General features: G+C 59.3%; 23 protein-coding genes and 6 tRNA genes. 16 read left to right on the top strand and 13 right to left on the bottom strand.

Annotated elements, in window-relative coordinates; translation table 11 throughout:
* Positions 1-81: 81 nt before the first annotated feature.
* Positions 82-2,295: a bifunctional 23S rRNA (guanine(2069)-N(7))-methyltransferase RlmK/23S rRNA (guanine(2445)-N(2))-methyltransferase RlmL gene (rlmKL, locus tag L1073_RS02280; RefSeq protein ID WP_246896623.1), complete on the top strand. Its 2,214-nt coding sequence runs from the start codon at positions 82-84 to the stop codon at positions 2,293-2,295.
* A 36-nt stretch (positions 2,296-2,331) separates the two neighbouring features.
* On the opposite strand, the gene L1073_RS02275 is transcribed toward rlmKL, so the two are convergent.
* The gene (locus L1073_RS02275) at positions 2,332-2,616 is read right to left on the bottom strand and encodes a hypothetical protein (protein WP_246896622.1); all 285 of its coding nucleotides are present in this window, start codon (positions 2,614-2,616) and stop codon (positions 2,332-2,334) included.
* Between the two features lie 193 nt (positions 2,617-2,809).
* Between L1073_RS02275 and pdxB the strand changes: the two genes are divergently transcribed.
* A complete protein-coding gene (gene pdxB / locus L1073_RS02270; RefSeq protein ID WP_246896621.1) occupies positions 2,810-3,961 on the top strand; it encodes a 4-phosphoerythronate dehydrogenase PdxB in 1,152 nt (383 codons plus the stop codon).
* Between the two features lie 135 nt (positions 3,962-4,096).
* On the opposite strand, the gene htpX is transcribed toward pdxB, so the two are convergent.
* From htpX to msrB, 4 genes are all read right to left on the bottom strand, one after another.
* Complete coding sequence (htpX, locus tag L1073_RS02265; RefSeq protein WP_246896620.1) at positions 4,097-4,999, bottom strand: protease HtpX; 903 nt, start codon at positions 4,997-4,999, stop codon at positions 4,097-4,099.
* Positions 5,000-5,175: 176 nt separating this feature from the next.
* Positions 5,176-6,408 (bottom strand): pyridoxal phosphate-dependent aminotransferase, encoded by a 1,233-nt coding sequence (locus tag L1073_RS02260; protein WP_246896619.1) that lies wholly within the window; start codon positions 6,406-6,408, stop codon positions 5,176-5,178.
* Positions 6,409-6,569: 161 nt separating this feature from the next.
* Positions 6,570-7,526, bottom strand: a complete 957-nt coding sequence (gene ylqF, locus L1073_RS02255; protein ID WP_246896618.1) for a ribosome biogenesis GTPase YlqF — start codon at positions 7,524-7,526, stop codon at positions 6,570-6,572.
* A gap of 108 nt (positions 7,527-7,634) precedes the next feature.
* Positions 7,635-8,036: a peptide-methionine (R)-S-oxide reductase MsrB gene (gene msrB, locus L1073_RS02250; protein ID WP_246896617.1), complete on the bottom strand. Its 402-nt coding sequence runs from the start codon at positions 8,034-8,036 to the stop codon at positions 7,635-7,637.
* Between the two features lie 201 nt (positions 8,037-8,237).
* On the opposite strand from msrB, the gene L1073_RS02245 reads away from it, so the two are divergent.
* From L1073_RS02245 to L1073_RS02185, 13 genes are all read left to right on the top strand, one after another.
* Positions 8,238-8,313 (top strand) — tRNA-Glu (locus L1073_RS02245).
* 23 nt (positions 8,314-8,336) lie between these two features.
* Positions 8,337-8,411, top strand: a tRNA-Gly gene (locus L1073_RS02240).
* 50 nt (positions 8,412-8,461) lie between these two features.
* Positions 8,462-8,537, top strand: a tRNA-Glu gene (locus L1073_RS02235).
* Positions 8,538-8,576: 39 nt separating this feature from the next.
* A tRNA-Gly gene (locus tag L1073_RS02230) sits at positions 8,577-8,651 on the top strand.
* A gap of 179 nt (positions 8,652-8,830) precedes the next feature.
* A tRNA-Glu gene (locus tag L1073_RS02225) sits at positions 8,831-8,906 on the top strand.
* 127 nt (positions 8,907-9,033) lie between these two features.
* Complete coding sequence (locus L1073_RS02220) at positions 9,034-9,996, top strand: ABC transporter ATP-binding protein (protein ID WP_246896616.1); 963 nt, start codon at positions 9,034-9,036, stop codon at positions 9,994-9,996.
* The gene (locus L1073_RS02215) at positions 9,993-10,766 is read left to right on the top strand and encodes an ABC transporter permease (protein ID WP_246896615.1); all 774 of its coding nucleotides are present in this window, start codon (positions 9,993-9,995) and stop codon (positions 10,764-10,766) included. Before L1073_RS02220 ends, L1073_RS02215 begins: the two co-directional genes overlap by 4 nt.
* Position 10,767: 1 nt before the next feature.
* Positions 10,768-11,601, top strand: coding sequence for an NADPH-dependent 7-cyano-7-deazaguanine reductase QueF (gene queF / locus L1073_RS02210; protein WP_246896614.1), 834 nt, complete (start codon positions 10,768-10,770; stop codon positions 11,599-11,601).
* Positions 11,602-11,696: 95 nt separating this feature from the next.
* Entirely contained in the window at positions 11,697-12,257 is a 561-nt protein-coding gene (locus tag L1073_RS02205) for a nitroreductase family protein (RefSeq protein ID WP_246896613.1), read from the top strand.
* Positions 12,258-12,283: 26 nt separating this feature from the next.
* Positions 12,284-12,763 (top strand): YiiD C-terminal domain-containing protein, encoded by a 480-nt coding sequence (locus tag L1073_RS02200; protein WP_246896949.1) that lies wholly within the window; start codon positions 12,284-12,286, stop codon positions 12,761-12,763.
* A 105-nt stretch (positions 12,764-12,868) separates the two neighbouring features.
* Positions 12,869-12,956: transfer RNA gene (locus tag L1073_RS02195), tRNA-Ser, on the top strand.
* A gap of 483 nt (positions 12,957-13,439) precedes the next feature.
* Positions 13,440-14,519, top strand: coding sequence for a hypothetical protein (locus L1073_RS02190; RefSeq protein ID WP_246896612.1), 1,080 nt, complete (start codon positions 13,440-13,442; stop codon positions 14,517-14,519).
* A 14-nt stretch (positions 14,520-14,533) separates the two neighbouring features.
* Positions 14,534-15,052 carry a hypothetical protein gene (locus L1073_RS02185; RefSeq protein ID WP_246896611.1) on the top strand — a complete coding sequence of 173 codons (519 nt, stop codon included), beginning with the start codon at positions 14,534-14,536 and terminating at the stop codon, positions 15,050-15,052.
* A 299-nt stretch (positions 15,053-15,351) separates the two neighbouring features.
* Here L1073_RS02185 and L1073_RS02180 read toward each other — a convergent pair whose 3' ends face one another.
* Positions 15,352-15,786: a very short patch repair endonuclease gene (locus tag L1073_RS02180; RefSeq protein ID WP_246896610.1), complete on the bottom strand. Its 435-nt coding sequence runs from the start codon at positions 15,784-15,786 to the stop codon at positions 15,352-15,354.
* Here L1073_RS02180 and L1073_RS02175 point away from each other — a divergent pair.
* The gene (locus tag L1073_RS02175) at positions 15,785-16,015 is read left to right on the top strand and encodes a hypothetical protein (RefSeq protein WP_246896609.1); all 231 of its coding nucleotides are present in this window, start codon (positions 15,785-15,787) and stop codon (positions 16,013-16,015) included. The two genes, L1073_RS02180 and L1073_RS02175, sit on opposite strands and share 2 nt — an antisense overlap.
* A gap of 24 nt (positions 16,016-16,039) precedes the next feature.
* Here L1073_RS02175 and L1073_RS02170 read toward each other — a convergent pair whose 3' ends face one another.
* The 7 genes from L1073_RS02170 to L1073_RS02135 form a co-directional block, all read right to left on the bottom strand.
* Entirely contained in the window at positions 16,040-16,459 is a 420-nt protein-coding gene (locus L1073_RS02170) for a PIN-like domain-containing protein (RefSeq protein WP_246896608.1), read from the bottom strand.
* Positions 16,443-17,126 (bottom strand): helix-turn-helix domain-containing protein, encoded by a 684-nt coding sequence (locus tag L1073_RS02165; RefSeq protein ID WP_246896607.1) that lies wholly within the window; start codon positions 17,124-17,126, stop codon positions 16,443-16,445. The genes L1073_RS02170 and L1073_RS02165 overlap by 17 nt, the downstream gene beginning before the upstream one ends.
* A gap of 253 nt (positions 17,127-17,379) precedes the next feature.
* A complete protein-coding gene (locus L1073_RS02160) occupies positions 17,380-17,937 on the bottom strand; it encodes a contractile injection system protein, VgrG/Pvc8 family (RefSeq protein ID WP_343322453.1) in 558 nt (185 codons plus the stop codon).
* 37 nt (positions 17,938-17,974) lie between these two features.
* On the bottom strand, positions 17,975-19,447 hold the full coding sequence (locus tag L1073_RS02155) for a Na+/H+ antiporter NhaC family protein (RefSeq protein WP_246896606.1): 1,473 nt from the start codon (positions 19,445-19,447) through the stop codon (positions 17,975-17,977).
* A gap of 289 nt (positions 19,448-19,736) precedes the next feature.
* Positions 19,737-20,261 carry a cytochrome b gene (locus L1073_RS02145; protein WP_246896605.1) on the bottom strand — a complete coding sequence of 175 codons (525 nt, stop codon included), beginning with the start codon at positions 20,259-20,261 and terminating at the stop codon, positions 19,737-19,739.
* Positions 20,262-20,410: 149 nt separating this feature from the next.
* On the bottom strand, positions 20,411-21,634 hold the full coding sequence (locus L1073_RS02140) for a multidrug effflux MFS transporter (protein ID WP_246896604.1): 1,224 nt from the start codon (positions 21,632-21,634) through the stop codon (positions 20,411-20,413).
* A 238-nt stretch (positions 21,635-21,872) separates the two neighbouring features.
* The gene (locus L1073_RS02135; protein ID WP_246896603.1) at positions 21,873-23,627 is read right to left on the bottom strand and encodes a methyl-accepting chemotaxis protein; all 1,755 of its coding nucleotides are present in this window, start codon (positions 23,625-23,627) and stop codon (positions 21,873-21,875) included.
* Positions 23,628-23,749: the final 122 nt, after the last annotated feature.

The raw sequence follows: 23,749 nt of genomic DNA, 5'->3' as shown, positions 1-23,749 counted from the left end.
GACCAGCGATTTGGCATAAGCCAAACGTTCCATGTAAACCACAGGAATATGACCGGTGCATGGCGCCGGGATGACGACTTTATGACCGATGTACAACCTCCATCCTTGACGCTCTACGTCACCTCCCCCCGTGGTCTCGAGGGCTTGCTGGCCGACGAACTCGCGGGCTTCGGCGCGGAGGTGACTGGCACCACCGTGGCGGGTGTCCACGTTCAGGCCGATGTCGCGATGACCTATCGCATCTGCCTGTGGTCGCGTCTGGCGAATCGCGTGGTGCTGTGTCTTCTGCGCGAGCAGGATATCGAGCGTCCCGAGGCGCTGGTCGAGGCCGCCCGCCGGGTCGATTGGCGCGCGCACCTGCGTACCGGAAATAGCCTGGCCGTGGATTTCCACGGCCAATCCGAGCATATCCGTCATACGCGCTTCGGGGCTCAGAGCGTCAAGGATGGCATCGTCGATTCGCTGCAGGCGGCCGGTCACGAGCGCCCGACGATCGAGCTCAAAAACCCCGATATGCGTATTTACGCGCACCTGCATCGTGGCCGCTTGCTGCTAGGGCTCGACCTGGTCGGCGGTAGTCTGCATCAGCGGGGCTATCGCCTCGATGCTGGCCACGCGCCGCTCAAGGAGAACCTCGCTGCCGCCTTGCTGATACGTGCCGACTGGCCGGCGCGGGCACGGCGTGGCGAACCCTTGCTCGATCCCATGTGCGGAGCGGGCACACTGCTCATCGAGGCGGCATTGATGGCGGCGGACATCGCCCCCCAACTGGCCAGGCCTCATTTCGCCTTCCAGGCCTGGGCGGGTCACGATCACGGCGTATGGCAGGAGCTCAAGCGCGAGGCAGACGCCCGTGCTAGCGTGGGGCGTCGCCGCGTGAAATCAACGCTGTTCGGTCGCGACCAGAGCCCGCCGGCCATCGCGGCCGCCAAGGCCAACGCCATGCGCGCGGGGATTCCCGCCTTGATCGAGCTGCAAGGCGCCGAGGTCGCGCAGCTCACGCGCCCGGAAGGCATCGACGGGCCGGGGCTGGTCATCACCAATCCGCCGTATGGCGAGCGTCTGGGCGAGCTGCCCGAGGTGGTGCCCATCTACACCGCTCTCGGTGAACGTCTTCGCGCCGAGTTCGAGGGCTGGCAACTGGCGCTGTTCACCGGCAACCCCGACTTGGGCCACCGCACCGGGCTGCGGGCCACCAAGCAGTATGCATTCAAGAACGGGCCGCTGGATTGCAAGTTGCTGCTGATCCCGGTCGTCGCGGAGAGCGCCGCGCGCGGCGCCGATTCCCGGGGCTCGACCAAGAGCGATTCGGCAGGTGAACAGGGCGCTCAGGAGGCGCCGGATCGCGCCCCGCGCAATGAAGGCGCGCAGATGTTTGCCAACCGGCTGGAGAAGAACCGCAAGCGACTGAAGAAGTGGCTCAAACAATCCGGCGAGAGTTGCTATCGGCTCTACGATGCGGATATGCCGGAATACGCCCTGGCGGTGGATGTGTACGGCGAGCATGTACACGTGCAGGAATACGCGCCACCGCGCTCGGTAGACCCGCGCCAGGCACAGCGTCGTTTGTTCGATGCGCTGGAGGTCATTCCCCAGGTGCTCGGCGTGCGTCCGGAGGATGTGCATTACAAGCAGCGCGCGCGGCAATCGGGCAAGGCGCAGTACGCCAAGCAGGGAGCCAGCGGCGAGCGTTTCGAGGTCAGCGAAGGGCCGGCGCGGTTGTGGGTCAATCTGCGCGACTACCTGGATACCGGCTTGTTTCTGGATCATCGTCCCGTACGCCGGATGCTGCGTGACATGGCCGATGGCAAGCGCTTTCTCAATTTGTTCTGCTATACGGGAACGGCCACGGTTCAGGCGGCATTGGGCGGGGCGAGCGACAGTGTCAGCGTCGATCTTTCCAATACCTACCTGACCTGGGCGCGCGATAATTTCGCGCTCAACCGCCTCGATCCCAGCCGGCATCGGGTGATCCGTGACGACTGCCTGCGGTGGCTGGAAACCGCAGGTAGCGAGTTCGACCTGATCTTCATGGACCCGCCGACGTTCTCCAATTCCAAGAAGATGGATGACGTGCTCGACGTGCAGCGCGATCACGCACGGCTCATCGAACTGGCGATGGCACGCCTTTCAGCGGACGGTACGTTGGTATTCTCCAACAATCAGCGACGCTTCACGCTCGATGCCGCCATCGGCGAGCGTTTCGCGGTGGAAGACATCTCGGCGCGGACGTTCGATCCGGACTTCGCGCGGCGCCCGGATTTGCACCATTGCTTTCTGATCCGTCACCGCTGAGGGCCGCGGCCGCGCATGGTGCGTGCGGGCGCGGGGTCAGAGGCCGTCGAGCAGCGACAGTTGGCGCACCGCTGCCTGGGCCTCGGGGCTGGTGTCATCGCTGGCCTCGAAGACCTTGGCGAAGCCGCGTGAAGATTGGATATGCGCGACATCCTCGAGCCATGTCATGGCCTGCGCATAGCTGTCGGCCAGTTGATGCTTGAGGCCGCCGAACTGGGTGCCGATCTGACCCCAGGCGCGGCTGAATATCCAGTCACCGAACATATCCTGGTGGACATGCACGAGAACGTAGTCGTGTTCACTTTCCCAGCGGACGATCACGAGAACTCCTGGTGGCGCCGTTGTGGTTGGCAATGGGCTTGTGACGTGTCTTTCGCGGGCCTACTATCGACATTCCCGGCGGGTATCGAATCCCCGGCAAGTGCCGTCCCCGGCGTGGCCGTGGGCGGGCAAGTGCGCCCCGCGCGTATTGTAACCGGCCGTCGGACGTGAACAAGGGAGAAAAGAGAAGGTCATGCGCATCCTGGTCGATGAAAACATTCCTCTGGCCGACGAATTCTTCGGTGAGCTGGGCGATATCACCCGCTTGCCTGGGCGCGACATCGATGCGGCGGCGGTCCGCGATCAGGACCTGTTGGTCGTGCGTTCGATCACGCCGGTGAACGCGGCGCTGCTCGATGGCTCCCGCGTACGCTTCGTGGGCACCTGTACCATCGGTACCGACCATGTCGACCTCGACTACCTGCAGGAAGCGGGCATCGGCTTCGCCAATGCGCCGGGCTGCAACGCCGATTCGGTGGTCGACTACGTACTCTCGAGCCTGCTGTTGCTGGCCGAGGAAGACGGCTTTCATCTAGCCGGCAAGACCATCGGCATCGTCGGGGCCGGCAACGTGGGCAGCCGTTTGGCGGAGCGCCTGGACGATCTCGACGTGACGTGCCTGATCAGCGATCCGCCACGTGCCGAGGCGGAAGGCCGCGAGGACTTCCTGGCGCTGGATAGCCTGCTTGAGCGTGCCGATATCGTCTGCTTGCATACCCCGCTGGTGAAAGACGGGGAACACCCGACGCGGCATTTGCTGGATGCAGCGCGTATCGAGGCCCTGGCACCGGGCACCGTGCTGATCAACGCCGGGCGTGGTGCTTGTCTCGACAACCAGGCGCTGCGCGAGCGTCTCGAACGCGTCAATGATCTACGCGTGGTGCTCGATGTGTGGGAGAACGAGCCGGGCATCGATCACGGCCTCTACGATCTCATCGATATCGCCACGCCGCATATTGCCGGGCACAGCATCGACGGCAAGATGCGTGGCACCGAGCTGGTCTACCAGGCGGCGATGCGCCATTTTGGCTTGCCGGCGCGCAAGAAGCTCGGCCAGCTCAAGCCGGACCCGTGGCTGCGCAAGATCGTTCTCACGCCCTGGTCGCCGCCGCTGGAAGCACTATCGCTATGCACGCGGGCCTGCTACGACGTGCGCCGCGATATGCTGGCGTTCGATCGCTATCGACGGCGCATGGGCATGGCGGCAGGTTTTGACGCCTACCGCGCCGAGTATCCGCTGCGCCGTGAGTTTTCCACCCTGCGTGTCGAGCTCAAGCAGAACAAGGGCGGCTTGCGCGATGCTCTCGAAGGCTTCGGTTTCAAGGTCAAGCTTTCCAACAAGTAGCTTGGTTTCTAAAAAGTAGCTTGGTTTCTAAAAAGTAGCTTGGCGCCTTAACCCGCGCCGATATAAAAACACCCACCGACCTGTGATGGATTCAGGGCCGGTGGGTGTTTTGCGTTGCGCCGTCGCGTGCCGCAATTATTCGCGGTAGGCGCTTTCCTTGAGGGCGCGAATGCGATCGTCCAGCGGCGGGTGGCTGGAAAACAGGCGCTCCATGATCTTGCGGGTCTGGCCGGAGGTGATGGCAAAGGCCGTCAGCGTATCCGGCATCTGGTCCTTCATCTGCGTTTCGGCCTTGAGACGCCCCAGGGCGTTGATCATCGCCCCGCTACCGGCGAGCTTGGCACCGGCGGCGTCGGCACGGTATTCGCGGAAGCGCGAGAACCAGGCGACGACGACCGAGGCCACCAGGCCGAAGACGATCTCGGCGACGATGACCACCGCCATATAGCCGAAAAAGCCCAGGCCGCCGCCATCATCGTCACGGCGCAGGAAGCTATCCACCAGTTGCGCGACGATGCGCGCGAAGAACATCACGAAGGTGTTGAGCACGCCCTGAATGAGCGCCAGCGTGACCATGTCGCCATTGGCAACGTGGCCGATCTCGTGCGCTAGTACCGCGCGGATTTCCTCGGGACGCATGCGCTCGAGCAGACCGGCGGATACCGCGACCAGGGCATCGTTCTTGTTCCAGCCTGTGGCGAACGCGTTGGATTGCTGCGCGGGAAAGATCGCCACCTCGGGCATCTTGATGCCCGCATCGCGGGACAGCTCGCCGACGGTGTCGAGTAGCCACTGCTCGGTCGCGTTGCTGGGCTGTTTGATCACCTTGGCCTTGGTGCTCATCTTCGCCATCCACTTGGAGATGAACAGCGAGATCAGCGACCCTGCCATGCCGAACACGAAACAGAAGATCAACAGGCTGTTCATGTTGAGCCCGTTGGCGTTGAGGTAGGGCTCCACCCCGAGTATTCGCAGGGTGATACTGGCCACGATCACCACGGCCAGGTTGGTTGCCAGAAACAGCAGGATTCGCATCATCGTTGGGTTCCCTCAATCAGTGAGACAGCAATGGTCATGTCGATTCTTGTTGGCCATTAGATACGGCGTCTGGCCTTGGGTTTCAAGACAAATGTCGATAATCGTTGAAAGTGCGATGATTGCCGCCCGAGCCGGGTACGGCTCGGGCGACGTGCCGGCTCATTGGCGATAGCGTGTTATTGGCGGTAACGTGACAAGAAGTTGGCGAAGCGCTCTAGGGCATCGTCGAGCTGGTCGGCCCAGGGCAGGGTGACGATGCGCACATGATCGGGCGTCGGCCAGTTGAAGGCCGTGCCCTGGACCAGCAAGATCTTCTCCTGCAAGAGCAAATCGAGCACCAGTTTCTGGTCGTCCTGAATGTTGAAGACTTCGGGGTCGAGACGCGGAAAGGCGTACAGCGCTCCCTTGGGCTTGACGCAACTGACGCCGGGAATGGCGTTGAGCTTGTCATAGGTGATGTCGCGTTGGGCGAGCAGGCGCCCACCAGGTAACACCAGGTCATTGATCGACTGATAGCCACCGAGCGCTGTCTGAATGGCGTGCTGGGCGGGTACATTAGCGCACAGGCGCATCGAGGCCAGCATGTTGAGCCCCTGGATAAAGTCGTCGGCGCGCTGCTTGCCGCGATTCCCGGAGAGAATCATCCAGCCGCTGCGAAACCCGGCGCAGCGATAGCTCTTGGACAGCCCGTTGAGCGTTACCACGAGCTGGTCGTCGTCGGCCAGCGCGCCGGTGGAGACATGCTCGGCGTCGTCGTAGAGGATCTTGTCGTAGATCTCGTCGGAGAACACCACCAGGCCGTGGCGCCGGGCGATCGCCAGCAGTTCCTTGACCACTTCCGGCGGATAGACCGCGCCGGTAGGGTTGTTGGGATTGATGATGACGATGGCCTTGGTGCGCGCGGTGATCTTGTCGCGCACATCGTTCAGATCCGGCGCCCAGTCGGCTTGTTCATCGCAAAGGTAATGCACCGGTCGCCCGCCGGAAAGGTTGGCCGATGCCGTCCACAAGGGATAGTCGGGGGCGGGAATCAACACCTCGTCGCCGTCGTCGAGCAGCGCCTGCATGGCCATGGCGATCAACTCGGAGACGCCGTTGCCGACGAAGACATCCTCGACGCTGACGTCGGGAATGCTCTTGCGCTGGCATTCCTGCATGATCGCCTTGCGCGCCGAATAGAGCCCCTTGGAATCGCAGTAGCCCTGGGCTGTCGGCAAGTTGCGCATCACATCCTGAAGAATCTCTTCGGGGGCTTCGAAGCCGAAGGATGCGGGATTGCCGATGTTGAGCTTGAGAATGCGCTGACCTTCGTCTTCGAGCCGCTTGGCGTGGTCGAGTACCGGGCCGCGAATGTCGTAACAGACGTTATCCAGCTTGTGCGATTTCCGAATGGGCGTGTCGGTATCCATGGGACTTCCGTTTGCTGCGCAGCCGATGGGGTGGAGGCGGTGTTTCCGTACCGTTCGGGGCGGGCTGCCGCGCCGCTTCCTAGCATACCGTGGCGCGCGGGCCACGCAAATGGCCCGCACCGGAATAGGCGCTTGAAGTAGAAGGGTAAAAGCCTGGCTGTTCAGGCCGTGGAGGGGGACTCGTCCAGTGAGGGATCGTTTTCCTCGGGCGCAGGGATGTCGTCCGGCGTCTCCAGCGTCAGGCGCCCCAGCTTGCCGTCGCGCAGTTCGTGCAGGAGCACTTCGGCGCCGCGGTGCATGTCGACGACACCGCCGGCACGCAGGCCACCCCGCTTGCCGGCGATGGCTTCGACGATGGCTTGGCCATCGAAACCGGCCAGTGCCAGCAGATCACGGTGCGGCGGTCCATCGGCCTCGACGCTGCTGGCTTCCGGATTGGGGGTGTAGGCAGGCAACGTTTTTAGCTTGTAACGCGCCTTGAGGGCCTCCGGATAGCGCTTGGCCAGCTCGGCGGCGGCGACGATGGCAACATCGCTGTATTCCATCGCGGTATCGCGGATCGCGCCGCTCGCCGCCAGGCGATAGGCGCTGGCCTGATCCTCGATCTTCGGCCAGAGCACACCGGGGGTGTCGATCAGCGCAACGCGACCATCAAGGCGTATCTTCTGCTGACGCTTGGTGACCGCCGGCTCGTTGCCGGTCTTGGCGAGCTTCTTGCCGGCCAGGCCGTTGATCAGCGTCGATTTGCCGACATTGGGAATGCCCATCACCATCACACGCACGTCGCGGTCGGCGCGCACCTGTCCGGCCAGCTCGTGGCACAGCGCGGGGATGCGCTTCAACTCACGCGACTGGGTGGTAGTGACCGCCAGCGCGCGGATGTCAGTCTGAGCGTTGAAGTGTTCCACCCAGCGCTCGGTCTGCTCGGGGTCGGCGAGATCGGCGCGCGAGAGTACCTTGAGCACCGGCTTGTGCTCGGTCAACTCGGCCAGCATGGGATTGGCGCTGGAGTAGGGCAGGCGGGCATCGAGGACTTCGAGTACCACGTCGATTTCCGGCAGCGCCTCCGTTATCTGACGGCGGGCCTTGTGCATGTGTCCGGGATACCAACCCAGCATCGTCTTTACTCCAGCTCGAACAAACGGCCGCCTATGGTAGCAGAGCGGCGACCGTGACGAATCATTCTCCAGATGAACGACGCTTGGTTGAATGATTCTTCAGATGAATCATTCGCCGGGGTGGAAGTCGAGCGATACCGAGTTGATGCAATAGCGCTGCCCGGTGGTCTCCTGCGGGCCGTCGGGGAAGACATGCCCCAGGTGCGAGTCGCAGCGCCGGCATGTAACTTCGACGCGGCGCATGCCGTGGGACGTATCTAGGTGCTCCTCGACGGCGGCATCCGCAAGAGGACGATCGAAGCTCGGCCAGCCGCATCCGGAATCGAACTTATGCTCGTTCTCGAAGAGTGGGGCGCCGCAACAGATGCAGTGGTAGATGCCTTGTTCGCCGGACACCTGGTGATCGCCGGTGAAAGGGCGTTCGGTGCCTTTCTCGCGCGTCACGCGATACTGCTCGGGCGTTAACTGCTGCTGCCACTCGTGCTCGCTTTTATGTACTTTCTCGCTCATTGTCGCCTCCTGCGTTGCGGATGCCGTGATGCGCCATGCCAAGGCCCTTGAATCGCTCTAAGGACGTGATGGGCCGGGCGCTACTTAATTGACAATATGGGGACAAAGTGACCATGAGAAAAGGGTGTCGTGACAGAGGGTTGACACCCGCGGGGGTGCCCAGTAATATACGCCGCACCTCGACGAGGCGAGTGATGACACGTCCCATTCGTCTAGTGGCCTAGGACACTGCCCTTTCACGGCAGTAACAGGGGTTCGAACCCCCTATGGGACGCCAACTCACCTCGTGTGGCTGGAAATGCGGGAATAGCTCAGCGGTAGAGCATCGCCTTGCCAAGGCGAGGGTCGGGAGTTCGAATCTCCTTTCCCGCTCCAAATTTTGGTAGTATTGGATAGGCAGCATTGCCTGTCACGCTCCAAAATGCGTCCCATTCGTCTAGCGGTCTAGGACACTGCCCTTTCACGGCAGTAACAGGGGTTCAAACCCCCTATGGGACGCCACTTCCAGTTTGTGGTTGCAGTAGCAGTATTGTTCGTGATGCGGGAATAGCTCAGCGGTAGAGCATCGCCTTGCCAAGGCGAGGGTCGGGAGTTCGAATCTCCTTTCCCGCTCCAAATTTTGGTAGTATTGGATAGGCAGCATGGGTCGGGAGCTGGAACGCCAGCCCGGTCGATCTCCTTTCCCGCTCCAACTTTTGGTAGTAGCAAAACGGTAAGTGAGGGTCGGGAGCTGGTGTGCCAGCCCAGTCGAATCTCCTTTCCCGCTCCAACAACACCCCTACCTGTATTGATACGTCCCATTCGTCTAGTGGCCTAGGACACTGCCCTTTCACGGCAGTAACAGGGGTTCGAACCCCCTATGGGACGCCACTTCGCATGCTCAGTGTTTGCCTTGCCGCGCAGTGCACCATTCGAGACATTGATTTTTCTCGATTTGCCCGCATTGTCAGCTGTCTTTGCAAGGTTTCTTTCGAATATCAAGAATTGGGTGCGCCAGATGGCAGAACCAGCACTGTCCATCCGCGGGCTGACCAAGGTCTACGGTAATGGCTTCCAGGCCCTCAAGGGCATCGATCTCGACGTCGCCGAAGGCGACTTTTTTGCGTTGCTCGGCCCTAACGGCGCGGGCAAATCCACCACCCTAGGGGTCGTCTCGTCCCTGGTGCAGAAGACCGGTGGCAGCGTAAGCGTATTCGGTATCGATATCGACCGTGACTTCGCCAAGGCCAAGTATCACCTCGGCGTGGTGCCGCAGGAATTCAACTTCAACCAGTTCGAGAAGGTCGAGGATATCGTCCTGACCCAAGCCGGCTACTACGGCATGCCGATGCGCGAGGCCAAGCCCCGCGCCGAGCAGTTGCTGCGCGATCTCGGTCTGTGGGACAAGCGCAAGGGCAGTGCCCGGATGCTCTCGGGGGGCATGAAGCGCCGCCTGATGATCGCGCGCGCGTTGATTCATCGCCCACGGCTTTTGATTCTCGATGAGCCCACCGCCGGGGTGGATATCGAGCTGCGCCGCAGCATGTGGGAATTCATGAAGCGCATCAATCGTGAAGGCACCACCATCATCCTCACCACGCATTATCTGGAAGAGGCCGAGAGCCTGTGTCGTAACATCGCCATCATCAATCACGGCGATATCGTTCAGAACACCAGCGTGCGTGACCTGCTGGCCCAGCTCAATACCGAGACCTTCCTGCTCGATCTGGCGCATCCGGTCGAGACTGCGCCGACGCTTGAAGGCTTCAGTGTGGAACGTGTAGACGCCACGCAACTGGCGCTTTCCGTCGAACGCGGGCAGCGGCTCAACGACGCCTTCGCGCAGCTTTCCGCGCAGGGCTTCGAAATCGTCTCGATGCGCAACCGTGCCAACCGTCTGGAGGAGATGTTCGTGTCGATGGTCGAACACGCCAACGCCGAAAGCGGCCGATCCACCGACAAGGTGGAGGTGCGCTCATGAATGCCTGGCAGACCTGGATCGCCCTGTGGACGCTGGTGACCAAGGAAGTGCGCCGCTACATGCGTATCTGGCCGCAGACGCTGCTGCCGCCGTCGATCACCATGACCATGTACTTCATTATTTTCGGCAATCTGATCGGTTCGCGCATCGGGCCCATGGACGATATCCCCTATATCGATTACATCGTCCCCGGGCTGATCATGATGGCAGTGATCACCAACAGCTATTCCAACGTGGCCTCGAGCTTCTTCTCCAACAAGTTTCAGCGCAGCGTCGAGGAGATGATGGTCTCGCCGATGCCCAACTGGGTGATCCTCGGCGGTTTCGTGGTCGGTGGGGCGTCGCGCGGCCTGGCGGTGGGCTTGATCGTCACCGTGGTGTCGATGTTCTTCACCGACCTCTCGATTCATCATCCCTTAGTGACCATCGGGGTCGTGATCATGACGGCGTTGCTGTTCTCCATCGGCGGTTTCATCAACGCGCTGGTAGCGCACAAGTTCGATGACATCTCGATCGTGCCGATCTTCGTGCTGACGCCGCTGACGTATCTGGGCGGGGTGTTCTATTCGATCCATATGCTGCCGAATTTCTGGCAAGGCGTGTCGATGATCAATCCCATCCTGTACATGGTGAACGCCTTCCGTTACGGCATTCTCGGCGTCTCGGACATTCCGGTCGGCGGGGCGCTGGTGGCCATCGCCGTATTCATCGTGGTGTTCTTCATGGTGGGTCTGTGGATGCTCGAGCGTGGCAAGGGGATTCGTAGCTGACATGAATGAACGCGCCGATACGCTCGAGCATGCGCCGCTAGGACGCGAGTCCGCGTATCCCGAGCACTACGATGCCGGCTTGCTGTTTCCTATTCCCCGGCAGGCCAATCGCGCCCCGCTGGGGCTCGACGATGCCGCGCTGCCGTTCGTCGGCGAGGACGAATGGCACGCCTTCGAGCTTTCCTGGTTGGACGCAAAGGGCAAACCGCACGTCGCCGTGGCGCGCTTTCGGCTGCCCGCCGATTCACCGTCGCTGATCGAATCGAAATCCTGGAAGCTGTATCTCAACAGCTTCAATCAGACGCGCTTCGATAGCCGTGCGGCGGTGGTCGAGATCCTCGAGCGTGATCTGGCCCAGGCGGCGGGCGCGCCGGTCACGGTAGAATTGTTCGGCGTCGAAGACGAGGCCCTGACGCCCCGAGCGCTGCCCGGCGAGTGTCTGGATGACCTCGATGTGAGCATCGAGCACTACACGCCGACGCCCGCGCTGCTCGAAGTGGGCGAGGAAATCGTCGAGGAAACGCTGCACTCGCACCTGCTCAAGTCCAACTGCCCGGTGACCGGTCAGCCCGACTGGGGCAGCGTGCTGATTCGCTATCGCGGCCCCAAACTGGTGCGCGAGGCGCTGCTCAAGTACTTGATTTCCTACCGCCAGCATCAGGACTTTCACGAGCACTGCGTCGAGCACCTGTTCGTCGATCTGATGGCGCGGGCCAGGCCGGAGCGGCTGCTGGTCATGGCGCGCTACGTGCGGCGGGGCGGGCTGGATATCAGCCCCTGGCGCGGCACTCCCGGCGAGCGCCCACCCTTGCCGCTACGCCTCGCGCGCCAGTAGACAGGATTTTTGCCGGAAAGCGAGCGCCAGCGTCATTGAACGCTCGCGCCGCCGACCGCATGTATTTATTACAGTCAACGGCCAAGGAGACGCCCGTGGAGGCGATGACCCTGCTTCATGAACGTAGCTCGATGGGAAAACTGGCCGCCCCCGCGCCGGATCGTGCGCAGTTGGATGCACTCTATCGTGCCGCGTTGCGAGCCCCCGACCACGGCGATCTGACGCCCTGGCGGTTCATCGAATTCTCCGGCGAGGGGCTCGACCGACTGGGCGAGCTCTACGCCAAGGCCGAGCAGCGCCTCAATCCGCATATCGATGACGGACACCTCGACGCCGCGCGCAAGAAGCCCAAGCGGGCGCCGTTGCTGATCGCAGTGATCGCCAAGGTTACGCCTGATCACCCTAAAGTACCGCGTATCGAACAGGTGCTCTCCGCGGGCTGTGCAGCGCATGGCATCCTGCTTGCCGCGCAGGCGCAAGGCCTGGGCGCCATGTGGCGCACCGGTCACTACGCCTTCGACTCCACTGTGCGTGAAGGTCTCGGCCTGGCCGATGACGACGAACTGGTTGGCTTTCTCTACCTCGGTCAGATGGGCGGGCGCCACAAGCCGCTGCCAGAGCGCGATCCCGAAGACTTCGTCGAGCGCTGGTCGTGAACGAGACACCGCGTCAGCCGGGGGTGATGCATCCCCGCTTGCCGTTGCCCGAGGCAGGCGGTGGGGAAGACCTCGACGCCTTTTTCGCCTGGCTGCATGAGGCGATCCCTCAAGTCGCGCATTACGGCATTCAACAGCCCGCCTGGAAGGATTCAACACTGAGTTGGCGGGTGGCACTGGCCGACAACCTCAACGACAAGGGCACCGGCTTCGGCGGCGCCCTTGCCGGTGAAACCACCTTGCTTGGCTGGTGCTGGACGACGCTCTGGCTACGCGCCCAGGGCAGGGCGCAAGACGTGGTGATCGCCGAAGGCCAGCAGCGTTTTCTCGTCCCCGTGACGGCCGACTACCACATGCAGTGCTTTCCCCTCGAAGCCGACGGCATTGCCAGGCTCGATACCGCGCTCACCGAGAAAGGGCGAGGGCGGATCAAACTCGTGCAGCGCGTCTACTGCGGTGACACCCTCTGCATAGAAGCTCAAGGCAGCTACGCCGTACTCAAGTGATTCTCCGCAGAGGGGAAAATCGCTTGCAAAACAGCACTTAGCTCGATAGTATGTGCGCCGTTCTGACGGACAAGGCCAAGGCCTCCCGGCGGGACTACAATTTGCGGAGGGGTGTCCGAGTGGTCGAAGGAGCGCGCCTGGAAAGCGCGTAAGTCGAAAGGCTTCGAGGGTTCGAATCCCTCCCCCTCCGCCAGAATTTAGAAAAGCCGCTGAGCCATCAGCGGCTTTTTTGTGTCTGGCTTTTGGAAGGGCCACCCAGCACTTCCCGGGTTCCCGCCCTCGTCTTCACCATCCCCGTTTGGTCGCATATCCGCTCATTTAGGAATGACAGCGACTGTGGCTTTCGGTAGTGTTTCCTAAGTGTTTTGAGTGTCGGGTAGTGATAGATGGGTGAGTGGGGCCTGGCTATTCGGGGACTAGCTCAAACGTAAGCTTCCAGCGGGTGCTACGCGTCGCGGGCGGGGCCTGGCTGCTGATCAGCGACAACCACGCTTACGAAAAAGAGATGATCAAGTCCTACGAGATGCAGGACGTGGAGATCCTGGGCCGGTGCCGGGTCAGGATTGGCAAAATTTTTTGAAGACATAACTGCATTTGCATAAAAAATTATAGGCATGCAGCGAAACGATAAATTATAGACTGACACTGGGCATAGACCCGGGTACGCGAGGGAAAAATGGCAAATAATATTGTACTTGATGCTACCGCCACGGCTTACAAACTCGGTGGCATGGGGTATAAAAAAGGACGCAACTTCGAACCGGGTTTTCCTGGTCCGTTCGAAATTGTTGCCAGCCTCATAAAGTGGGGAGGCGAAACTTCTTGCATCGAAAATACCTTTACCTACAAGCCTGGACTGGGACGGACACCTCGTAATACATATTTCGCAGACGGGTATTTCGATCAGGCCTCGAATGAGGCAGTGTTGGTTTTGTGGAAAGAAGTTAACTCAAATAGGGGTGATATTTATGGTTTGCCAAGAGGTAATGAGCCAGGTGTCACAAGTGGGGTTGAAACTCAAAATTTTGATATAGATAAGTTGATACCAGGATTTCCTGTTTATTTTTGGTTCAGGTTTGATGATCTTAAGATGATTTCTTTGGAGTTTGACCATTCTGATCGTGGCAAGGGGAATTTGGTAAGTTATATTGAAGGGTTTTTGAGAAGCCGGTCAGATTGTGTGGTATCAAAATTCAAAGCTATAACCGAGGGTAATGTCGAGCACTCCGTGAAAGGGTATTCTCCAGACGGGACTTTTGAGAAAATAGTTGAAAATATTACCCCTAAGGTTTATTTAGGTATTGAGAAAAGCGGCTTGGTGCTTGATAAACTTTTGGAAAAGAAGGAAGATATCACCAGATTGAGGCGTATAGAGAAGTTCTATATGACTAGTGATGCTGGTGAGAAACAAAGCTTTGGTGAACGTTATAAAGAGAATCATGCCAGCGGCAGAGGCATTTTTAGAAGCTTGCTTGAAAGTCCAAGGAAGATTTCTACAGTAAGATATAAAAGTGAAATTTCCTGGAAGCCGACAGAAGATGAGTTGAGGGAGATACATTCAAATGTGGCTGAAGCTCATGAAAATGGGGAGCTTGAAAATTTTTCAGCCATTTTGAAAGATGGATCCAGCATATCGTTTTTAGGTAATGCTGTTAGGAACGATGTGGAAATTGAGCTTCAAGCCGATTTTAAAGGTTATATAAATGCATCTTCTTTACATGCTGCCCTAGACTCATCGCGAGAGAACCTTCCTTGAAAGGAGTGCTGTGAATGCTTCTCAGATACTTCGTTGTGATCTTGGTGTCTTCCGGCATAGGCTGGTTTTCTTATGGAAATCTTTCGGATTTCCATGGCGCTGACTTTATTAATGTCCTAGGGGTTCTCCTGAATATATCTTCTATTATATTTGCTATAATAGGTGCATGGATTGCAATCATATTCCCTAATGCAATAAAAAGTGAAGCAGGTCGTGATCGTGGCGACGTCACTGAATCGCTAAAGCAAACGGTAAAAGATGCTAATTATCTATCTGAGCTGTTCCATATTGTATTAATGTCGGCTGTGGTTATAATTCTTGTTGTGCTCGCTCAAGTTGCTTTTCCCCTGCTTCGTGCCTTTGATTACTTTGAAGCTGATCTTGAGCTACTGAAGGCTTTTTCGGTGGTTTTTTTGCTGACTCTTACGTATGCCCAAGTCGACTCCATAATGATAGTAGTTAGCAAGAATTTTTCATTATTAAAAAGAGTGAGGCGGCGTGTGAGGCAGGAAAGAATTAAAAACGATTCTTAATGTATGAAGCTGTCTTCTTATCTTTAGATTCTATGGGGACATGCCTGGAAAATTATAAGCTGCGCGTAGATGGTTGGCAGGTGGATACCAGTCTGATTCACAAGCATTGAGCTACTGATGCTTCACCCTCAAGGTTGCCATCCCTTTATTTTAGTATTATTTTAATAAGTGTCGACTAAGGTATGCCGGGCGCTAGCAGGATGCGACGCGACTCGGATTGTAGGGTAGCCAACAGGCCCGGCAACGGGCCTTCACATTCTTTCTCACGTTTCCTTTGTTCAGTCGCTACCAGAGCACGGCTACGGTCTCTCATCGTCGTTGCGTGTCCTGGGCGGCTGCGCCGGCCATTCGTTCATGGTGTCACTGCCGACGATAGCAGTTTCGATGGCGTCGATATCCTCCCGGCTGTGCCTCAAGCCGCACTGCCAGACGATGAGTACCCTCCATCCCGCCTCAATCAACGCGTCTTGTTGTCGCCAGTCTCGTGCGAGGTTGCGCTCGAATTTCTCTTGCCAGAAGGCGATGCGCGTTTTCGGCGTGCTGGCGTAGAAGCAGCCTGAATGGCGATGCCAGTAGCAGCCGTGGACGAAGATGACGAGCCGGTATTTGGGAAGCACCAAATCCGGCTTGCCGGGTAGGTCTTTACGGTGGAGGCGGAAACGGTAGCCTCTGGCGTGTAGATAGCGACGCACTACCATTTCCGGGCCGGTGTTTTTACCGCCGACCGTGGCCATGATTTTGGAGCGTGTCTCGCTGTCAACGTGGTCGACCACTAGGTTACCTCATTCGCCTTCCGACCTGGTGGTGATGGACTGGCAGGGCGAGACGCTGCTATTCAGCAGTCATCGCATCGGCGGGCGTTTGCGGCTGATGCCGACCACCGGGCCGCGTGAGTCGCTATGGGCGCGGCAGTCGGATCTACGCGGCGTGGTGGTGAGCCAGGCGCGGCGGTATGGGTGGTGAGATCCCGGCTAATGATGGCCGGGATTACTTCTTGGCTAGCCTGCGGCCCTTGAGTGTTTCCCTAACTCCCCAGGGAAGCTCATAAAGCATGGGGTCGTTGGTTTTGAGGACCTCCCGGGATATGAAAGGCCACCACCGGATCAACTGAAGTGCGGTCTCCCAGCCTTTTTTGCGATTCCACTCTTTGCCCAAGTTGAAGATGGTGATGCCAGCCTGCTCGAAGGCAAGGCGCTCAGGATCGCCTTTTTTGAAGCGGTCCTTAGAAATGATGGCCCAGTCACCTTCTTGCTGCAGTCTTTCTAGCCACTCCAGATCTGGTGTACCAGGACCACCATTGAACTTGCGGGCAGGCACAACGGTATGTCGCTCTTTACAGAGGTCGGCAAGATGGTTCAGGGCTTCGGCAAGGCTAGGACTGAGGTTCTCATCAATGAAGAAATTCAACCGCCGCTATCCTTTTTTCAAAGCTAACGGCGCGAACCACCTCATCCACGGTGATTTCAAGGTTCCTGGCCACTGCATCAGCATCGCCATCTTCGGCTTCGTATGCCTGGAAGAGAGCGAGGGTAGACATGTGGCTCGGAAGGACGATCGGCTTACCGAAGGCGAACTTCGGGTCGACCACAATGCCGGGATCGCTGGGATCAGGTGACCAACGAATCGGGTTGTTGCTGGCATCAAAAGTGATGCGGTCTTTAATTGAGGGAGCAACGACCTCAGCCATCACGTCCTGAAACTTGGTCAGGTCAGTCATGGCGGTTTCGCCGTCGTCCTTCATTGCTCTGAGAATCACATCCTTCCCATCCGTCACCAGTTGAGGATGCAAGAGAGGGTAGTTTCTCTGCATTAGCTCACTGAGGTTGGTCAAGGCGGCGCGAATGGTCTGCAGCGATACGCCATGCTTGCGAAACTGCTCAACGGCACGGATTTCCAGAAGATCTTTGAAGCTCAGCGTATCTTCAAGCCCCAGGGCTTCGGGCTCGGGATGCCAGAGAGGGCCGTTCGGACTATCCGCAGCGAGCAGCCAACGACGGATTTTGGCTGCATCGACACCGATGAGCCTCTCCGCTTGTTTGGGGCTGTATAGCCCTATGCCTGCTAATGTCGTCATGGCACCTCCCGTCTTTGCCCTACGCTTTATGACCGACTGAATGCCAGTTCGTTCTTCTCAAGTAGTTTGTCTTACAGTGTGGTGGACTATAGAGAAATGGTGAAGCTAGCTCAACGAAAGAATAGGTACTATCGATAGGGAAAGAAGTGTATGCGTCCTATTTTTCAATTTTAAAACAATCTCTTAGGTGTTGATGGATAGGCGTGCATGCCAACAGCGGTAGGTTGAGTCTGTATGTCTGTGGCTTGGGTGATCAGCCAGCCTCAGCCCCACTCACCTCACACTGCAACCTAGTTCCGAAGCCACTGTCGCCCAGCGAGTGTTCCACCTCGGTCACCATCCAGGGCGTGGCGTCGATGTCGGGCTTGTAGCCGCTGGCCGTGAGTGGCGATTCGGGGAGGATGTCCGGGCGCCCCTGGGCGAGGGTGATGTCGAATGTGGCTTCGCCGCGTTGCACGCGTCGCCATTCGGCTTGGGCGGTGTCCAGGGCGTCGGCCTGGCTGGCGTAGGTGGGGCGCAGTTCCTTGGCGTCGTCGTCGCTGCCGGCAATGACGCGCTGGCGTTCGGCGTTGGCCTTGTCGCTCCAGTAGGCGACGACGCCGGTATAGGCGTCGCGATCGGTGACGCTGTAGCAGTGCCGGTCGCCGTCGCGGCGCGTGAGGGTCACGGCGGGCATGGCCAGGCCACTCGCGGTCAGTGCTTCGCCGGCATTGGTGAACAGCATCCGGCTGGCTTTCACGGCGGCGATGGCGTCAAACCGCTCGCCCAGGCGGGTGAGGAAATTCAGATCGCTCTCTTCGGTCTGGTCGATATCGATCAGTTGCTCAGCACTTCACATCGTGCTTGCGTCAGGTGCGCCTCGAGGCTAAGAGCTTGATAACTACTGCCTGAATCATTAGGCCGAGAGCCAACAGGATATAGGGTGAGGCGATGACGATCGTCCCCAGATAGAGCAGGGCGCTGACGGAGGCCGGAACGAGTGCATAAGGGATTTGGGTTTTGACGTGGGCCACGTGATCGGAGCCAGAGAAGATGGAGGCCATCACCGTCGTGTCCGAGATGGGCGAGCAGTGATCGCCGAAGATCGAGCCGGAGAAAATAGCGCCGATCGCCATGCTCACGAGCGTCATGTCGCCGATGTTGTATGCCAGAGGCACGCCAATGGGCGTCAGAATCGCCATGGCGCCCCAGGAACTCCCGGTCGAGAAGGATATCACCATGGCAATGGCGAAAATGATGATCGGCAGTAGTGCTGGCGACAGCCAGCTCTGTGTTGCTGCTATGACATGATCGCCGGTTTCAAGAGCGCCTGTGACGGTGCCGATCGACCAGGCCAATACCATAATGACCAGCGCCGGTAGCATGGTCTTGAAGCCAGCCAACAAGGTGTTCTCGCAGGCTTCCAATGATTGGCGCTGAAGCAGTGCCATGACGATCCCGACGACGACCATCGCGAAGGCGGCCCAACTGAGCGAGACACTGACATCGGTATCCGCAATCGCCTCCATCAGCGGCTTACCTTCATTACCCCCGCCCGTATACCAGAGCGCCCAACATGCGACGCCGATAAGCACGACAAGGGGGATCAAGAAATTCCACACGCGTCCTCTGCCTTCGGGCACGTCGCCAAGGTCTTCTTCGACGCTGGATAATGGATTATCGCCGGGTGCGACGAGCTCGCCGGTTGTTTGCGCGCGATGCTCGGCGCGCTTCATGGGGCCGAAGTCGCCCATGATGAGGATCATGGGCACCGAGGCGAGGCAAAGCAGGGCGTAAAAATTCCAGGGAATCGATTGCAGAAAGGTCCAGTAGGGTTGTTCGCTCGTCAAGCTGAGCACGGCGAACGCGCCAGCGATGAGCGAGACCTGGTAACCGATCCAGTCGGAGACGGGACCCAGGGTCGCCATGGGCGCGGACGTTGCGTCGATGGTCCAGGCCAGCTTTTCCCTCGAGACTTTATGCCTGGCTGTCAGGTCGCGCGAGGCATTCCCCACGATGACCGAGTTGACGTAGTCGTTGAAGAAGATCACGACGCCGAGCAGCCAGGTGAGAAGGAGAGAGCCTCTCGAGGAGGAAACTTTGCCTGAAAGCCACTTTGCCAAGGCTTGGGAGCCGCCGGTGGTATGCATGAAGGCGGCACCGGCGCCGAGCAAGGATACGAGGACGAGAAAGCGAGCGTTCCATTCGTCCGTCATTACCTCCGCGAACCAATCGAACGTCTGGCCGACGGCTGCAAACGGATTGCCAGCCACGATCCAGGCGCCCAGAAAAATGCTCAAGAAGAGCGAGATATTGACTCGGCGCGTGAGCAGCGCCAGCACGACAGCGGCGATGGGGGGAGCCAGCGATATTAGAGCATCCATGCGATTGATCCTTTTGTTGGTAGTTGACAGATGCGTATCAGGAGCGAGCCTAAACACTAGGCTAAGGTGTAGATGCCGTTCAATATCTGGCGGTCATTCCGCCTTGGTCGACCCATCGGCTGTTGCGGTGAAACGATGTCCTTGATCAGCGACCGACTGTACTCGAAAAGCTCGTAGCGTCCTGCCATAAAGGACCTATGCGGCTGCAATATGGGCAAAATTAGCAGAACGGACTTTTCGTACAAACCTAGCGCCCGAGCATCCGAACTAGCGTGTCGTCGCGCCGAATCAACCGGTGATAATCCGCCATGACGATATGTCCGGTCACCAGCGCGGAGAGGAACCACGAAAGAGGCACATGGATTTGGCCGAATGCGGCGGCCCAGGGCACATCGGCGTCGGTCCAATACGCCGTATCGAATACAGAGATGCCGTAGCCCGATCCCCAAGTGAATGCCATACCCGACAGCGGCATCAGCAACAGCACTAGATACATCAGCGCGTGACCCCATATCGCCACCTTTTGAAGTGCGCCATGGTGCTCTGGCCGGTGTCTGAGTTGGGAGATGGCCCACAGCGTGCGTATGGCCATCAATGTCAGAATGCCGACGCCAATGGTCGTATGCCACTGGACGACAGCCTGACTGTAGACGTTCCCCTCCCACAGAATATTGAAGAACACGCTGGTCAGTTGAAGAATGACCAGAATCGCGATGAGCCAGTGCAGGCATCGCGTGATGCTGCCGTAGTGGCTGGGTGAATCACTCAACATGACGTCAATCCGCATTAACAAGAATACTTAATATTCTCATCTTTGGACTCGGGTGTCCTTATCGATGTTCTTACTACTTGGTGTTTTACCCAGCTTTTGTGGTACTGCTAATTCTTGAGGCCCCGCTATTTAAAGCGAATCGACCCCCGTCACTTTGCCTGGCGATCGAACCGCAGTGCGGTTCTCAGCGCTATCTGCCCGATAATGGCGGCCGTGGCCAGCACCATGGCCGCTGCCTGAGCCGGATTGTCACCCAGCCCGGCGAGCGCGGTGCACAGAGCGCCGATGCCCATCTGAGCAAATCCGTAGAGGCCAGCGGCCGAGCCCACGACCTTGGGGTTGATGCCGACGGCCAGCGTCAGTGCCGTCGGGCCGGTCATGCCCACGCCCAGCGTGAACAGCAGCATCGAAGCCTCAAGGGTGACGACGGATGCCCAGCCGGCGAACACGACGACCAGCATCGAGATGCCTCCGGCCAGGCTCAGCAGGCTCGCCGATAGCATCAACCGAACCAGCCCGATACGATGAGTGGTGCGGTTGGTGATGAAGTTGCCTAAAGAAATGCTCAGAATCAGCAAGGAAAGATAATACGCCACGTGGCTCGCTGGCTTTCCCAACTGTTCGACGAAGATGAACGGCGCCGAGGCAACGAAGGCAAACATGGCGGTGGTGGCGCAGCCACCGCCGATCGCATAGCCGATGAAAGCAGGGGAGCGAATCAAGGTGCGATACTCATGGGCCAGGCGGGGCAGATTGACACGGCCCGTGGCTTGCGCGGTTTCCGGCATCAGCCGCCACACGAACAGTAGGTTACCGATTCCCATCAAACACAACGCTAGTAGTACGCTACGCCAGCCCAGTGTGATGGTCATTAGGCTCCCGGCCAGTGGCGCCAGCGCTGGGCCGATGGCCACCACCAGATTGAGTACCGCTAGCCGCTGTACGGCGCGGTCCGGGGCGGCAGTATCGCGGATCATCGCACGTCCCAATGCCAGGCCTGCGCATCCGCCGAACGCTTGAAAGAAGCGGGCCGTGATCAGCATTTCGACGCTCTGAGCCTGCCAAGCGACGATGCCGGCCACGCTGTAGATCAGCATGCCCAGCATCAGTGCGGGTCTTCTACCCAGCGCATCGGACAATGGCCCATAGAAGAGTTGGCCGAGCGCAAGCCCCAGAATGTAGAGGCTGATCGTCAATTGCATCTGGGCGTTGTTGGCGTGCAAGGCTTCGCCGGCAATGGGTAGCGACGGCACGAAGATATGCATGGCCAATGTGCCGGCCAGCGTGATGAGCACCAGCATCCATAACGCCGGCACCGCACGTGCGGGAGTGCCCGTGTCGGGGGAGGGCGTCGAAGTGGCGGGGTCGGTCACGAAGCGCCTCGTGAAGGTGAAATGAGAATCTGCCAGAATTAAATAGCGCGATAGCCATTAGCACCTTACGCGAATTGGCGTTGTATGACTATTTGCCCAAAGCCTAGCGAATGTTCGAGGGCGGATTCGCGAGAAACAACCATTTCCCGATGTCTCGCCCGAGTGACGGACATTTGTCGGCCACTCGGTATTGCGAGTGAAGCGCGGTTCCGCTTGTCGGGATATCATTCGTACAAACCTAGAACGCTTCCCAGTCATCCCCCTCGCTGGATACCGGCGACTTGGTTTTCTCGTTTCGGGCCGATGTCGAGTGTACCGCCGGCTGCGTTGCAGGTGGACGGGATGCCGACGACCCCTCGTCTTCGCCGAGCACGAAGCCGTTGATCAACTGGCTCAGGCGCTGAGCGTGTTCGCGCATGGCGTCGGCGCTGGCGGCGGTATGCTGGACCATGGCGGCGTTCTGCTGGGTCATGGTGTCCATTTCCGTCACCGCGACATTGACCTGGCTGATGCCGCTGCTTTGCTCCCGCGCGCCCGCGCTGATCTCGCCGATCACATCGGTGACGCGGGCCACGCTGGTGACGATCTCCTGCATGGTCTCGCCCGCATTGCGCACCAGTTCGGTGCCCGAGCGGGTGTACGTTGCAGAAGTATCGATCAGCTCGCGTATCTCCCGCGAGGCCTCGCTGGAGCGGCTGGCGAGCGTGCGTACTTCCTCGGCGACTACGGCGAAACCGCGACCGTGCTCGCCGGCGCGGGCCGCTTCCACCGAGGCGTTGAGTGCCAGGATATTGGTCTGGAAGGCGATCGAGTCGATCATGGTGATGATCTCGCCGATCTTGGTCGCCGAGGCGTTGATATCGTTCATGGTGCGCTCGACCTGGTTCATCGAGGTTTCGCCGCGGCGTGCCACGTCGGCCGTGGTCTGGGCCAGTTGATTGGCCTGCTGGGCCGATTCGGCGCTATGCGTGACGGTGGAGGTGATCTCTTCCATCGAGGCCGACGTTTCCTGCAGGTTGGCGGCAGCCTGGTCGGTACGTGTTGCCAATTCTTCGCTACCGTGGGCAATCTCGTCCGAGGCGCGAGTGACATGGGCGGTGCTGGCGCGCACCTCGCGCAGGGTCTCTTGCATGCGTGCCACGAAAGCATTGAATTGGGTCGCCAGCTCGCCGACCTCGTCGCGACTTTCAACCGCGAGGCGCCGAGTCAGGTCACCCTTGCCCTGGGCGATGTCCTGCATGGCATGGGCGGTGCGGCGGATGGGCTGAATGGTGCGCCGAGTCAGCCAGTAGGCGACGAGGGCCACGATGGCGAAGATAGCTGCACCGATCAGTATGGTAGCGATCAGAACCCTGCGCAGTTCGGCCGCTTGGGTAGCCTCCACAGCAGCCATGGCTGCGTCGATTTCGGTGACATAAGTGCCGGCGCCCAGCATCCAGTTCCACTTGTCGATGCCGGTGGCGTAGGAATACTTGGTTTCGGTCTCGCCGCTGTCTGGATGCGGCCAGGCGTACTGGTAATGCCCGCCACCCTGCTTGGCGAGGTCGATCATGTCGCTGATCAGCAGGTTGCCGTGCTTGTCCTGGGTCTTGATGGCATTCTTTCCGATGCTTTCCGGCTTCACCGGCTGCACCAGGGTGGTGCCATCGTAGGCGTAGGCGAAGACGTAGTTGCTGCCGTCGAAGCGCATGCTGCTGAGGATCTCCTTGGCGCGGGCCTTGGCTTCGGCGTCGTCGGGACCGGCCTCGGCGACGATGGGGGCAATGGCAGACTTGGCGGTTTCTATAACGTTCTGTACGGCGGCTTTACGCGATTCGACCAACATGTCGCGCTGCTCGGCCAGCGCATTGCGCGATGCCTGCGTCAGGTCGTAGGCGACTACCCCGATCAGGGTGACAGTCACCAGGAAGAGTGGCACCAGAACCAGCAGCAGAACCTTGCCCTGCAGGCTTAGCGAAATACCGCGGTGTGACCCGTGTTTTGTCGTGGCCATCCAGACGACCTCCCGTACTCAGCGTGAATGCTTCATTTCATTGTTTATCGGCATACACGAGAGCGTCTGGATGCGACTTTGGTTAACCATGCATAAGTCACCCTCCCGTCAGATTCATGGGG

Origin of the sequence: Chromohalobacter nigrandesensis, from assembly GCF_023061285.1 — a bacterium.
Classification (GTDB): Bacteria; Pseudomonadota; Gammaproteobacteria; order Pseudomonadales; family Halomonadaceae; genus Chromohalobacter; species Chromohalobacter nigrandesensis.
Note: the sequence above shows the minus strand (reverse complement) of the source record. Positions and strands in the feature narration are given on the sequence as shown.

What these genes read in the sequence shown, in the direction of transcription:
- htpX (WP_246896620.1), bottom strand. Translation starts at nt 4,999, where the DNA reads ATGATGCGAATCCTGCTGTTTCTGGCAACCAACCTGGCCGTGGTGATC.
- L1073_RS02180 (WP_246896610.1), bottom strand. Translation starts at nt 15,786, where the DNA reads ATGGCCACGGTCGGCGGTAAAAACACCGGCCCGGAAATGGTAGTGCGT.
- msrB (WP_246896617.1), bottom strand. Translation starts at nt 8,036, where the DNA reads ATGAGCGAGAAAGTACATAAAAGCGAGCACGAGTGGCAGCAGCAGTTA.
- L1073_RS02145 (WP_246896605.1), bottom strand. Translation starts at nt 20,261, where the DNA reads ATGTTGAGTGATTCACCCAGCCACTACGGCAGCATCACGCGATGCCTG.
- L1073_RS02220 (WP_246896616.1), top strand. Translation starts at nt 9,034, where the DNA reads ATGGCAGAACCAGCACTGTCCATCCGCGGGCTGACCAAGGTCTACGGT.
- L1073_RS02135 (WP_246896603.1), bottom strand. Translation starts at nt 23,627, where the DNA reads ATGGCCACGACAAAACACGGGTCACACCGCGGTATTTCGCTAAGCCTG.
- L1073_RS02260 (WP_246896619.1), bottom strand. Translation starts at nt 6,408, where the DNA reads ATGGATACCGACACGCCCATTCGGAAATCGCACAAGCTGGATAACGTC.
- L1073_RS02165 (WP_246896607.1), bottom strand. Translation starts at nt 17,126, where the DNA reads ATGACGACATTAGCAGGCATAGGGCTATACAGCCCCAAACAAGCGGAG.
- ylqF (WP_246896618.1), bottom strand. Translation starts at nt 7,526, where the DNA reads ATGCTGGGTTGGTATCCCGGACACATGCACAAGGCCCGCCGTCAGATA.
- L1073_RS02190 (WP_246896612.1), top strand. Translation starts at nt 13,440, where the DNA reads ATGGCAAATAATATTGTACTTGATGCTACCGCCACGGCTTACAAACTC.
- L1073_RS02200 (WP_246896949.1), top strand. Translation starts at nt 12,284, where the DNA reads ATGCATCCCCGCTTGCCGTTGCCCGAGGCAGGCGGTGGGGAAGACCTC.
- L1073_RS02215 (WP_246896615.1), top strand. Translation starts at nt 9,993, where the DNA reads ATGAATGCCTGGCAGACCTGGATCGCCCTGTGGACGCTGGTGACCAAG.
- L1073_RS02175 (WP_246896609.1), top strand. Translation starts at nt 15,785, where the DNA reads ATGATTTTGGAGCGTGTCTCGCTGTCAACGTGGTCGACCACTAGGTTA.
- queF (WP_246896614.1), top strand. Translation starts at nt 10,768, where the DNA reads ATGAATGAACGCGCCGATACGCTCGAGCATGCGCCGCTAGGACGCGAG.
- rlmKL (WP_246896623.1), top strand. Translation starts at nt 82, where the DNA reads ATGACCGATGTACAACCTCCATCCTTGACGCTCTACGTCACCTCCCCC.
- pdxB (WP_246896621.1), top strand. Translation starts at nt 2,810, where the DNA reads ATGCGCATCCTGGTCGATGAAAACATTCCTCTGGCCGACGAATTCTTC.
- L1073_RS02185 (WP_246896611.1), top strand. Translation starts at nt 14,534, where the DNA reads ATGCTTCTCAGATACTTCGTTGTGATCTTGGTGTCTTCCGGCATAGGC.